The sequence below is a fragment of the Citrobacter sp. Cb031 genome, assembly GCF_030336725.1.
Lineage (GTDB): Bacteria > Pseudomonadota > Gammaproteobacteria > Enterobacterales > Enterobacteriaceae > Citrobacter > Citrobacter braakii.
The window spans coordinates 73118-85641 of the sequence record NZ_JAOWDA010000027.1 but is presented as its reverse complement, the minus strand read 5'-3'; the positions used below and the strand labels follow the sequence as shown (position 1 = coordinate 85641).

The window sequence follows — 12524 nt, the reverse complement described above, 5'->3', positions numbered from 1 at the left end:
CGGTAGTTCAGTTGGTTAGAATACCTGCCTGTCACGCAGGGGGTCGCGGGTTCGAGTCCCGTCCGTTCCGCCACTTATTAGAAAATTAAGCCTGCTACCAAGCAGGCTTAATGATAAGAAAATTTAGGGGCGTAGCTCAGTTGGTAGAGCACCGGTCTCCAAAACCGGGTGTCGCGAGTTCGAGTCTCTCCGCCCCTGCCAGAAACAATCCTTAGCATTTTTGCTAAGGATTTTTTTTTACCTGCAATTTGAATTATGCCTTCCTGCTGTTTTACTCCCGGCATCCTTGCCTATATTTTCTTTAATTTTCCAGAATATCTGTTCTCAGCAGATCGCAAATTAGTCCATTTTTATCGCTGTTTTGCAGCCAAACTGCATATAAAGGACGTGAAAGCGTTGTACTGTCGGTAACCGTATGGAGATCGCTTTTGGTTTTGGCCCAGTTGACGGGAAGCCAGCTAAAGCCCTTAATCACTGAAAGTTGCTGCCTGGCCAATTCTGCCGAACTGGTGGTGAGTACCGGCACTTCATCTCCCGCTATTAGTCCCGCTTCGTGTTGTTGAAAATCGGGTCCCCATTCCAGGCGTAAATAATTCAGCTCATTTTTGGTTTGCGAAGGAGAGCTGCAATAGAGCGCCAGCGTGAAATATCCCAACAGTTGGCTGCTAAATTCGTCCATTTTGGGTGTTTCGGTAGTAATCAGTAGATCAAGCTGTCGTTCATGAAGCTGTTTTACTAACGATTGGCGTTGAGCGATCCTCGCTTCAAACTGCAGGCTGGATTGTGGCTCCTGAGATTGATACAAACGCTTCAACCAGTCATTAAGCATGCACTCCCACAGAGATGCGCTGGCACCGATAGAAAACTCGTTATGCCGCGAGGTATTCGCGACTTCCTTACGTGCTGCCTGCCACGTATTCATCAACGTTTCGGCGTAAGGCAATAATTTTTCACCTGCAGCGGTTAAACGGATATTGTTTCTGTGTCGGGTGAACAGGTTTACACCCAATTGATTTTCCAGTTGTCTGATCCGGAAACTAACCGCTGATTGGGTCAGGTAGAGCGCTTCAGCAGCCCTGCCAAAGTGGCGTGTCCGGCTAACTTCCAGGAAAGTTTTTAACAATTCCGTATCCACAACTCGCTCCATAAAATTATTTGTCGTTATGATTTAAATCTTTTGTTTGACGCTCTGTCAAGCGTAACTAATACTCCGCGCCATAAATAGCTCGGCCAAAGAATTAGGAGCGTGCAGGATGGCGGAAAGCTTTACGACGACTAATCGATATTTCGATAATAAATATTATCCCCGCGGATTCTCCCGTCATGGTGATTTCACCATTAAAGAAGCACAACTGCTTGAGCGTCACGGTTATGCTTTCAACGAGCTGGATCTGGGCAAGCGTGAGCCGGTAACTGAAGAAGAAAAACTGTTTGTTGCGGTATGCCGTGGTGAACGTGAGCCGGTTACCGAAGCTGAACGTGTGTGGTCTAAATACATGACGCGTATTAAGCGTCCAAAACGCTTCCACACCTTATCGGGTGGGAAACCTCAGGTGGAAGGCGCAGAAGACTACACCGAATCAGATGATTAATAAAAAAAGGGCGAAAGCCCTTTTTTTATGTCAGTAGTTTCTGCAGATGAATGAGTAACCTGTCTATCGCTCGGTACCCAACGGCCTCCTGTAAATGCTGGCGAGAGATGTGATCACATTGTTCGATATCCGCAATCGTTCGAGCGACCTTAATCAGGCGCAGCCAGGCGCGGATAGACAATCCGAGATGCGCGAGCGTTTCTTCAAGCCACTGTGCATCGTCGCTACGCAGTAGGCAGTATTTATGAATATCCTGACTGTCCAGATGTGCGTTTAACTTATTTTGCCGCTGATACTGACGCTCTCGCGCTGCCATAACACGTTGCTTCACCGTTGCGCTATTTTCCCCTTTCATCGCGCTCTGGCTGAGTATACCGGGCGGCGGTAAGGGAATTTCGAGGGAGAGGTCGAAGCGGTCAAGAAATGGACCTGACAATCGATTTAGGTAGCGCAGTGTCTGTTCTGGGGTACAGCGGTTATGGTTCCCCTGATAATGGCCCGTCGGGCTTGGATTCATCGCAGCTATGAGTTGAAAGCGTGCGGGATAGGTTATTTTTGCTCTGGTGCGGGATAGATGGATCTGCCCGGACTCGATGGGTTCGCGCAGTGCATCCAGCGTGCGCCGCTCAAACTCGGGTAGTTCATCCAGAAACAGTATGCCGTTGTGCGCCAAAGAGATCTCTCCTGGCGCAGGAATAGAGCCTCCACCGACCATGGCGGTTAATGAAGCACTGTGATGTGGCGAGCGAAAAGGGCGCTGCTTCCACTGTTTTTGTATCGTGTCGGAATGGATCAGACTGAGTATCGCGGCACTTTCCAGCGCTTCATCGTTGCTAAGTGGAGGGAGCAGCCCTCTGAGTCGACTGGCTAGCATAGTCTTTCCCGTACCCGGCGGGCCGATGAGCAAGAGATTGTGGCCGCCTGCTGCGGTAAGCTCCAGCCCGCGTTTACCCTGTTCCTGGCCGATAACATCGCTCAGATCATCAGCTAATGCGTTAGGCGTAAAATCTGCGGATGATGGCCTGTCTAAATCATGCTTACCTTCGAGAAATGCGCATACGGTCTGCAGGTGATCGGCGATCAGGCACCCTTCGCCGTGTATCAGTCCAACTTCAGCGGCATTCTCTTTTGCGACAATAATTCGCCTGCCTGCACGAATGGCCTCGGTTGCGCTTGATATCGCGCCGGGAACGCCGCGTAGCGCGCCTGTAAGCGCTAATTCACCTACCAGCTCGTAGGTGTCGAGATTGTGGGGTGTAAGCTGCTCAGAAGCGGCCAGAAGCGCAACAGCGATAGGTAAATCATATCGCCCCCCTTCTTTCGGGAGATCGGCCGGAGCGAGGTTTATAGTTATCTTCTTTGCCGGGAATTCATAACCGCTATTAATAATCGCACTGCGTACCCGATCGCGAGCCTCTTTCACCGTCGTTTCGGGCAGCCCCACCATGGTTAAACCAGGCAGGCCGTTGCTGATATGTACCTCGATGGTAATGGCTGGCGCATTCACGCCTAGCGCGGCGCGTGTGTGAACAATCGATAGTGACATAATTCCTCCTGATAAAAGTATTATGTCGTAATACATCGCGGCAAGATTTCATATAATTACGGTTTTTAGATGCTGATTCCCGTATTTTTGCGCAACGTATAACTGCTTGCATTAAGCCTGGAATGACGCCCGCAAATGCTTTTGAATGGTGTTTGTATTGGGGATCGGGTTACCGAGGATCGCCTGAAGCGTGAAATATTTTCATTTTTGATTTTTTTGTATAAAAAACAACGGTATTTATCTAAACCGTTAACGACGTCAGAAAAACGAATAAAAAAATATCTTGTGTCATTTGCAAATTCTATGGTAACTCTTTAGGTATTCCTTCGAACAAGATGCAAGAAAATACAAAAATGACAGCCCTTCTACGAGTGATTAGCCTGGTCGTGATTAGCGTGGTGGTGATTATTATCCCACCGTGCGGGGCTGCACTTGGACGAGGAAAGGCTTAGAAAACAAGCCTTAACGAACTAAGACCCCCGCACCGAAAGGTCCGGGGGTTTTTTTTGACCTTAAAAACATACACGAGGAGCAGAAAGTGAACGGTAGCATAAAATTCTGTTTCTCAAGATTTACGGCGGGGATGTAACTATGAATGGGGCACAGTGGGTGGTACATGCGTTGCGTGCACAAGGGGTTCAAACCGTCTTTGGTTATCCTGGTGGCGCAATTATGCCGGTTTACGATGCGTTGTATGACGGCGGCGTAGAGCACCTGTTGTGCCGACACGAGCAGGGTGCCGCAATGGCGGCGATTGGCTATGCCCGTGCGACCGGTAAAACCGGCGTTTGTATCGCTACCTCCGGCCCTGGCGCAACCAACCTGATCACGGGCCTTGCCGATGCGCTGTTAGATTCTGTTCCAGTGGTGGCGATCACCGGTCAGGTGGCATCACCTTTCATCGGAACGGATGCGTTCCAGGAAGTGGACGTGCTGGGGATGTCTCTGTCCTGCACCAAACACAGCTTCCTGGTACAGTCACTCGAAGAGCTGCCGCGTATCATGGCTGAGGCTTTCGCCGTGGCGAATTCCGGTCGTCCGGGTCCGGTTCTGGTTGATATCCCGAAAGACATCCAATTAGCCAGCGGTACGCTGGAGCCATATTTTACGACCGTCGAAAACGTAGAGACGTTTCCGCACGCTGACGTTGAGCAGGCACGTAAAATGCTGGCGCAGGCGCAAAAGCCCATCCTGTACGTAGGTGGTGGCGTAGGTATGGCGCAGGCGGTCCCGGCCCTGCGTGAATTTATCGCGGTAACCCAAATGCCGGTCGCCTGCACGCTGAAAGGTCTGGGCGCAGTAGATGCTGACTACCCGTACTATTTGGGCATGTTGGGAATGCACGGTACTAAAGCCGCGAATTTCGCGGTGCAAGAGTGCGATTTACTGATTGCGGTTGGCGCACGTTTTGATGACCGGGTGACTGGCAAGCTGAATACCTTCGCACCGAACGCCAGCGTAATCCACATGGATATCGACCCAGCGGAAATGAACAAACTGCGCCAGGCACACGTGGCGCTGCAGGGGGATTTAAATTCTCTTCTGCCAGCATTACAGCAATTGATGAAGATTGACGAATGGCGTCAGCACAGCGCTGAACTGCGCGCAGAACATACCTGGCGCTACGACCATCCGGGGGAAGCTATCTATGCGCCACTGTTGTTAAAGCAGTTATCCGATCGCAAACCTGCGGATAGCGTAGTGACAACGGATGTAGGCCAGCATCAGATGTGGTCGGCACAGCATATGACCTACACTCGCCCTGAAAACTTCATCACGTCGAGCGGTCTGGGGACGATGGGCTTTGGCCTGCCAGCAGCGGTTGGCGCGCAGGTTGCTCGCCCGAATGATACGGTAATCTGTATCTCCGGTGACGGTTCCTTCATGATGAATGTACAGGAATTGGGCACCGTAAAACGCAAGCAGTTGCCGCTGAAGATAGTTTTACTCGACAACCAGCGGTTAGGAATGGTGCGACAATGGCAGCAGCTGTTTTTCCAGGAACGTTATAGCGAAACCACCCTTACCGATAACCCCGATTTCCTCATGTTGGCCAGAGCCTTCGGCATTCCTGGTCAACACATCACCCGTAAAGACCAGGTTGAAGCGGCACTCGACACCATGCTGAACAGCGAGGGGCCATACTTGCTTCATGTCTCAATCGACGAACTTGAGAATGTCTGGCCTCTGGTGCCACCTGGCGCCAGTAACTCAGAAATGCTGGAGAAATTATCATGATGCAACATCAGGTCGCCGTTGAGGCTCGTTTCAATCCGGAAACGTTAGAACGTGTTTTACGCGTGGTACGCCATCGTGGTTTTCAGGTGTGCTCCATGAATATGGAAGCCGCCAGCGATGCGCAGAATATAAATATCGAATTGACCGTTGCCAGCCCCCGGTCGGTCGACTTACTGTTTAGTCAGTTAAGTAAACTGGTAGATGTTGCACATGTTGCTATCTGCCAGAGCACAACCACATCACAACAAATCCGCGCCTGAGCGCAAAAGGAAGAAAAATGACGACGAAAAAAGCTGATTACATTTGGTCTAATGGCGAGATGATTCGTTGGGAAGACGCGAAGGTCCACGTGATGTCCCACGCGCTGCACTACGGTACTTCTGTATTTGAAGGGATCCGTTGCTACGATTCTCACAAAGGGCCGGTAGTGTTCCGTCATCGCGAACATATGCAGCGTCTGCGTGATTCAGCCAAGATCTATCGTTTTCCCGTTTCTCAGAGCGTTGATGAGCTGATGGAAGCTTGCCGTGAGGTGATTCGTAAAAACAACCTGACCAGCGCCTATATCCGTCCGCTGGTGTTTGTTGGCGACGTAGGGATGGGCGTTAACCCGCCTGCGGGATACACCACTGATGTGATAATCGCCGCGTTCCCATGGGGGGCTTACCTCGGTGCTGAAGCGCTGGAGCAGGGGATCGACGCGATGGTTTCTTCCTGGAACCGCGTTGCGCCGAACACGATTCCTACCGCTGCTAAAGCAGGTGGTAACTATCTGTCTTCGCTGCTGGTGGGTAGTGAAGCGCGTCGTCATGGCTACCAGGAAGGCATTGCGCTGGATGTGAATGGCTACATCTCCGAAGGCGCGGGCGAAAACCTGTTTGAAGTAAAAGACGGCATTCTGTTTACCCCGCCGTTTACCTCTTCCGCGCTGCCGGGTATCACCCGTGATGCGATCATTAAGCTGGCGAAAGATCTCGATATCGAAGTGCGTGAGCAGGTGCTGTCTCGTGAATCGCTGTACCTGGCCGACGAAGTGTTCATGTCCGGTACCGCGGCCGAAATCACCCCAGTACGCAGCGTCGATGGTATTCAGGTGGGCGAAGGCCGCTGCGGTCCGGTCACCAAACGCATCCAGCAGGCCTTCTTTGGCCTCTTCACCGGTGAAACGGAAGATAAATACGGCTGGTTGGATTCAGTAAACCAATAACAAAATTAATATTTCCCCAAAATAGTTCACGTTGCAGGAACACGGCAACGCAGCGAGTCCCCAGGAGCTTACTTTAGTAGGTGACTGGGGGGAGCGAGGCAGCCAACGCACCTGCGGCGTGAAATATGCAGGGGAAAGACAGACGGGAGTTAATCAAGCATGCCTAAGTATCGTTCTGCTACCACCACCCACGGCCGTAATATGGCGGGTGCCCGCGCACTGTGGCGCGCCACCGGGATGACCGATGATGACTTCGGTAAACCGATTATCGCTGTGGTGAACTCCTTTACCCAGTTTGTGCCGGGCCACGTCCACCTGCGCGATCTCGGTAAGCTGGTTGCCGAACAAATCGAAGCCTCAGGCGGCGTGGCGAAAGAGTTCAACACCATTGCCGTGGATGATGGTATCGCCATGGGTCATGGCGGCATGCTTTATTCACTGCCGTCGCGTGAGCTGATCGCCGATTCAGTGGAATATATGGTTAACGCCCACTGCGCCGATGCGATGGTCTGCATCTCTAACTGCGATAAAATCACCCCCGGGATGTTAATGGCCTCTCTGCGGCTAAACATTCCGGTGATATTTGTTTCCGGCGGCCCAATGGAAGCTGGGAAAACCAAGCTCTCTGACCAAATCATCAAGCTTGATCTGGTTGATGCGATGATTCAGGGCGCAGACCCGAAAGTCTCCGACTCGCAGAGCGAGCAGGTTGAACGTTCGGCCTGTCCGACCTGCGGCTCGTGCTCCGGGATGTTCACCGCCAACTCGATGAACTGTCTGACCGAAGCGCTGGGTCTGTCGCAGCCGGGTAACGGTTCGCTGTTGGCGACTCATGCCGACCGTAAAGAGCTGTTCCTCAACGCAGGTAAACGCATAGTCGAGCTGACCAAACGCTACTACGAGCAGGATGACGCTTCAGCCCTGCCGCGCAACATTGCCAGCAAGGCGGCGTTTGAGAACGCCATGACACTGGATATCGCGATGGGCGGCTCCACCAACACCGTTCTGCACCTGCTGGCGGCCGCGCAGGAAGCGGAAATCGACTTCACCATGAGTGATATTGATAAGTTGTCCCGCAAAGTCCCGCAACTGTGTAAAGTTGCGCCGAGTACGCAGAAATACCATATGGAAGACGTGCACCGCGCGGGCGGCGTACTGGGCATTTTAGGTGAGCTGGATCGCGCCGGGCTACTGAACCGCGACGTGAAAAACGTGCTGGGGCTGACTCTGCCGCAAACGCTCGATAGTTATGACGTTATGCTGACCAAAGACGACGCGGTGAAAAAAATGTTCCGCGCAGGTCCGGCTGGCATCCGTACCACCCAGGCGTTCTCACAGGATTGTCGTTGGGACACCCTGGATGATGACCGCGCAGAAGGTTGCATTCGCTCGTTGGAACATGCTTACAGCAAAGACGGCGGCCTGGCAGTCCTGTACGGTAACTTCGCGGAAAACGGCTGTATCGTAAAAACCGCTGGTGTGGATGACAGCATCCTGAAATTCACCGGCCCGGCAAAAGTGTATGAAAGCCAGGACGATGCGGTTGAAGCTATCCTCGGCGGTAAAGTGGTTGCCGGCGACGTGGTGGTGATTCGCTACGAAGGGCCGAAGGGCGGGCCAGGCATGCAGGAAATGCTCTACCCAACCACCTTCCTGAAATCGATGGGTCTCGGTAAGGCCTGCGCGCTGATTACCGACGGTCGTTTCTCTGGCGGTACTTCGGGGCTTTCCATTGGTCACGTTTCTCCTGAAGCTGCCAGCGGCGGTAATATCGCAATTATCGAAGATGGCGACATGATTGCTATCGATATCCCGAATCGTGGCATTCAACTGCAACTGAGCGATGCGGAAATCGCTGCGCGCCGTGAAGCGCAAGAAGCTCGTGGTGACAAAGCCTGGACGCCAAAAGATCGTCAGCGTCAGGTCTCCTTTGCGCTGCGCGCTTACGCCAGCCTGGCAACCAGCGCCGACAAAGGTGCGGTGCGCGATAAGTCGAAACTAGGGGGATAATGACCATGGCGGATTCTCAACCCCTGTCCGGCGCTCCAGAAGGCGCCGAGTACCTCAGAGCAGTGCTGCGTGCGCCGGTATACGAAGCGGCGCAGGTCACACCGCTACAAAAAATGGAAAAACTCTCTTCGCGCCTCGATAACGTGATCCTGGTGAAGCGCGAAGACCGTCAACCCGTTCACAGCTTCAAGCTGCGCGGTGCCTATGCCATGATGGCCGGTCTGACCGAAGAGCAAAAAGCGCATGGCGTAATCACCGCATCGGCGGGTAATCATGCTCAGGGTGTAGCTTTCTCTTCTGCGCGATTAGGCGTGAAGGCGCTGATTGTCATGCCTACGGCTACCGCCGATATCAAAGTCGATGCCGTTCGCGGTTTCGGTGGTGAAGTACTGCTACACGGCGCGAATTTTGATGAAGCCAAAGCCAAAGCGATTGAGCTGTCGCAGCAGCAGGGTTTTACCTGGGTTCCTCCGTTCGACCATCCGATGGTGATTGCCGGGCAGGGCACGCTGGCACTGGAGTTATTGCAGCAGGATGCCCACCTTGATCGTGTATTCGTGCCGGTGGGCGGTGGCGGATTAGCGGCAGGCGTGGCGGTGCTGATCAAACAGTTGATGCCGCAGATCAAAGTGATTGCCGTTGAAGCTGAAGACTCAGCCTGCCTGAAAGCGGCGCTGGATGCCGGTCAACCGGTCGATCTTCCGCGTGTTGGCCTCTTTGCTGAAGGCGTGGCGGTGAAACGTATCGGCGACGAAACCTTCCGTTTGTGCCAGGAGTATCTCGACGACATCATCACTGTCGATAGCGACGCTATCTGCGCGGCAATGAAAGATCTGTTCGAGGATGTGCGCGCGGTGGCGGAACCATCCGGTGCGCTGGCGCTGGCGGGGATGAAAAAGTACATTGCCCAGCACAACATTCGTGGCGAACGTCTGGCGCATATCCTTTCCGGCGCTAACGTTAACTTCCATGGCCTACGTTATGTTTCCGAACGTTGCGAGCTGGGCGAACAGCGCGAAGCGTTGCTGGCCGTAACTATTCCGGAAGAAAAGGGCAGCTTCCTGAAGTTTTGCCAGCTGTTGGGAGGACGCTCGGTTACCGAGTTTAACTACCGATTTGCTGATGCGAAAGACGCCTGTATTTTTGTTGGCGTCCGTCTGAGCCGTGGGCTGGAAGAGCGTAAGGAAATCCTCCAGTTGCTTAATGAGGGCGGCTACAGCGTAGTGGATTTGTCCGACGACGAAATGGCGAAGCTGCACGTGCGCTACATGGTCGGTGGGCGCCCGTCGAAACCCTTGCAGGAGCGGCTGTACAGCTTCGAATTCCCGGAATCTCCGGGGGCGTTGCTCAAATTCCTGCATACCCTGGGGACGCACTGGAATATTTCATTGTTCCACTATCGTAGCCACGGAACCGATTATGGTCGCGTACTGGCGGCGTTTGAGTTGGGTGAGCACGAGCCTGATTTCGAAACGCGACTGAACGAACTGGGTTATGACTGTCACGATGAAACGCATAACCCGGCGTTCAGGTTCTTCCTGGCGGGTTAGCGGCAGCCATTAAAAAAGGGTTCATGTAAAAACATGAACCCTATTTGCAACTGTATCAGCAGATTACAGCGTGATGACTTCGAATTCGACTTCGGTGTTTACATCCGCATCGTAATCCACTTCGTCGAGACCAAAACCGAACAGATTCAGGAATTCCTGCTTATATCCTGCATAGTCCGTTTTTTGCGCCAGGTTTTCGGTAGTGATCAGCGGCCACAGATCGCGGCATGCCTGCTGAATGTCTTCACGCAGTTCCCAGTCATCCATACGGATACGCTGGTTGTCATCAAGCGCCACTTTATCGCCGTACAGGCTGGTGGTCATCAGACGGTTGATCTGCTCGATGCAGCCTTCATGAATGCCCTGTTCTTTCATCAGCTTGAAGACCATGGAGATGTACAGCGGCATCACCGGAATCGCAGAAGAGGCCTGCGTGATAACGGATTTCAGTACGGCAACGTTAGCGGAACCGTTCAGCGGAACCAGTTGATTACGCAGCGCGCCTGCCGCGCGGTCGAGATCTTCTTTTGCTTTGCCCAGCGCGCCGTGCCAGTAGATTGGCCAGGTCAGGTCGGTACCGATGTAGGAGTAGGCAACGGTTTTCACGCCGTCAGCCAGCACGCCTGCTTCGCTCAGCGCGCCCATCCACAGTTCCCAGTCTTCGCCGCCCATGACGGTGACGGTGTTCTGAACTTCTTCTTCGGTTGCCGGCTCAATGCTGGCGGTTATGATCTGATCTTTGTTGGTATCGATCGCTTTAGAGGTATAAACCTCACCGATTGGCTTCAGCGCAGAACGGACGATTTCACCGGTTTTCGGCATTTTACGTACCGGAGATGCCAGTGAGTAAACCACCAGGTCAATCTGACCCAGGTCTTCTTTGATCAGTTTGATAACTTCGTCGCGACACTCGTCGGAGAACGCGTCGCCGTTGATGCTTTTGGAATACAGACCTTCACGTTTTGCAGCCTCATCGAAGGCTGCAGAGTTATACCAGCCCGCGGAACCTGGCTTGGTTTCCGTGCCTGGTTTTTCGAAAAATACGCCGATAGTGGCGGCTCCGCTGCCAAACGCGGCGGAAATTCTGGAAGCAAGGCCGTAACCGGTGGAAGCACCGATGACCAGCACGCGGGAAGGGCCGTTAGCGATTTTCCCGTTTTTCTTCACATAATCGATCTGTTTTTCCACATTGACTTTGCAGCCAGTCGGATGGGTCGTTGTACAGATGAATCCACGAATTTTTGGTTTGATTATCATAATGATGGCTAATTAAGTTTGTATTTTCGCTGTCAAGTGCGCAATGACACCGTCTGTTCTGGCTTGCTAAACGTGATGGTTAACAAGCCCCCCACATCTATTATGGCACGGGACATTATACAGAAAAGGAGTGCCAATACTGAATCTACCACTGATTTTAGGCCTGATGCTGGCGCTACTCGGCGGATTTACGCTCCAGAACAATCTTCCAGAACGCGTCTATGAGCGGCTCATGCAGCCGTTTTTTCGGCGCGCAGACGCCCAGCTCGAACGGCGTTTTTTCGTCGCTGCGTTCTAAAATCATCACGCGATTCCGTACCGGCTCCGGGCTGTTTTCCAGCACCACTTCCGGCAGCAGCGCCACGCCGCAACCCAGCGCCACCATCGAGACCATCGCTTCGTGCCCCCCCACGGTGGCGTAAATCGATGGGTTGCTGATTTTGTGACGGCGGAACCACAACTCGATGCGGCGGCGTACCGGCCCCTGGTCGGCCATGATAAACGGCACCGTCGACCAGTCCGGCTTATCGACCGAAACCTGATTCCGTACCGGGCAAGGCAATGCTGGTGCGATCAACACTACCGTTAAATTCTCCAGCATCGAGAATGCCACAGCACCGGGCAGCGTCTCTGGCTTACCCGCTATTGCCAGATCGGCCTCTCCGGTGACCACTTTGTCCATCGCATCAGCGGCATCGCCGGTGGTGAGCTTAATTTCAACCGAGGGGTGCTCGGCGCGAAAGCGGTCGAGAATTGGCGGCAGGTGGCTGTAGGCGGCGGTAACCGAGCAGAAGATATGCAGCTCGCCCGACAACGACGGTCCCTGCTGATCGAGGGTGTGGCGCAATTGTTGATACTGCAACAGCGTCTGCTGGGCAAACACTCGCAGCTCTTCGCCTGCTTCGGTCAGCGTGACCGTACGGTTATCGCGCACAAACAGCGCCTGGCCGAGATCTTCTTCCAGCCGTTGGATCTGGCGTGAGAGTGTGGAGGGGCTGACGTGCATCGCCCGCGCACTGCGGCCAAAGTGGCGGCTTTCCGCCAGATGCAGGAACATTTTCAGATCGCGTAAATCCACGGACGAGCCTCCGATTTTCTACGTTGCAGATATTGCAATGTGATGT

Annotated in this window: 11 protein-coding genes and 1 tRNA gene; 8 read left to right on the top strand and 4 right to left on the bottom strand. The window is 53.3% G+C overall.

The window, feature by feature from the left end:
- Positions 1-125 precede the first annotated feature (125 nt).
- Positions 126-201 (top strand) — tRNA-Trp (locus OGV93_RS12875).
- A 100-nt stretch (positions 202-301) separates the two neighbouring features.
- Here OGV93_RS12875 and hdfR read toward each other — a convergent pair.
- Entirely contained in the window at positions 302-1147 is an 846-nt protein-coding gene (gene hdfR / locus OGV93_RS12870; RefSeq protein ID WP_287109609.1) for an HTH-type transcriptional regulator HdfR, read from the bottom strand.
- A gap of 106 nt (positions 1148-1253) precedes the next feature.
- On the opposite strand from hdfR, the gene maoP reads away from it, so the two are divergent.
- On the top strand, positions 1254-1592 hold the full coding sequence (maoP, locus tag OGV93_RS12865) for a macrodomain Ori organization protein MaoP (RefSeq protein ID WP_003018025.1): 339 nt from the start codon (positions 1254-1256) through the stop codon (positions 1590-1592).
- A 25-nt stretch (positions 1593-1617) separates the two neighbouring features.
- Here the strand turns inward: maoP and OGV93_RS12860 are convergent, their stop codons facing one another.
- Positions 1618-3138 (bottom strand): YifB family Mg chelatase-like AAA ATPase, encoded by a 1521-nt coding sequence (locus OGV93_RS12860; RefSeq protein WP_046274875.1) that lies wholly within the window; start codon positions 3136-3138, stop codon positions 1618-1620.
- A gap of 353 nt (positions 3139-3491) precedes the next feature.
- On the opposite strand from OGV93_RS12860, the gene ilvL reads away from it, so the two are divergent.
- From ilvL to ilvA, 6 genes are all read left to right on the top strand, one after another.
- Positions 3492-3590 (top strand): ilv operon leader peptide, encoded by a 99-nt coding sequence (gene ilvL, locus OGV93_RS12855; protein ID WP_001311244.1) that lies wholly within the window; start codon positions 3492-3494, stop codon positions 3588-3590.
- A 139-nt stretch (positions 3591-3729) separates the two neighbouring features.
- Positions 3730-5376 carry an acetolactate synthase 2 catalytic subunit gene (gene ilvG, locus OGV93_RS12850; RefSeq protein WP_047416519.1) on the top strand — a complete coding sequence of 549 codons (1647 nt, stop codon included), beginning with the start codon at positions 3730-3732 and terminating at the stop codon, positions 5374-5376.
- Positions 5373-5636, top strand: a complete 264-nt coding sequence (gene ilvM / locus OGV93_RS12845; protein ID WP_003018017.1) for an acetolactate synthase 2 small subunit — start codon at positions 5373-5375, stop codon at positions 5634-5636. The genes ilvG and ilvM overlap by 4 nt, the downstream gene beginning before the upstream one ends.
- 17 nt (positions 5637-5653) lie before the next feature.
- Complete coding sequence (locus tag OGV93_RS12840) at positions 5654-6583, top strand: branched-chain amino acid transaminase (protein ID WP_003829030.1); 930 nt, start codon at positions 5654-5656, stop codon at positions 6581-6583.
- A gap of 159 nt (positions 6584-6742) precedes the next feature.
- Entirely contained in the window at positions 6743-8593 is a 1851-nt protein-coding gene (gene ilvD, locus OGV93_RS12835; protein ID WP_016157832.1) for a dihydroxy-acid dehydratase, read from the top strand.
- Between the two features lie 5 nt (positions 8594-8598).
- Positions 8599-10143, top strand: coding sequence for a threonine ammonia-lyase, biosynthetic (gene ilvA, locus OGV93_RS12830; RefSeq protein WP_016157833.1), 1545 nt, complete (start codon positions 8599-8601; stop codon positions 10141-10143).
- Positions 10144-10206: 63 nt separating this feature from the next.
- Here ilvA and fabV read toward each other — a convergent pair whose 3' ends face one another.
- Positions 10207-11400 carry an enoyl-ACP reductase FabV gene (fabV, locus tag OGV93_RS12825; protein ID WP_200084578.1) on the bottom strand — a complete coding sequence of 398 codons (1194 nt, stop codon included), beginning with the start codon at positions 11398-11400 and terminating at the stop codon, positions 10207-10209.
- 175 nt (positions 11401-11575) lie between these two features.
- On the bottom strand, positions 11576-12478 hold the full coding sequence (gene ilvY / locus OGV93_RS12820; protein WP_016155102.1) for an HTH-type transcriptional activator IlvY: 903 nt from the start codon (positions 12476-12478) through the stop codon (positions 11576-11578).
- Positions 12479-12524: the final 46 nt, after the last annotated feature.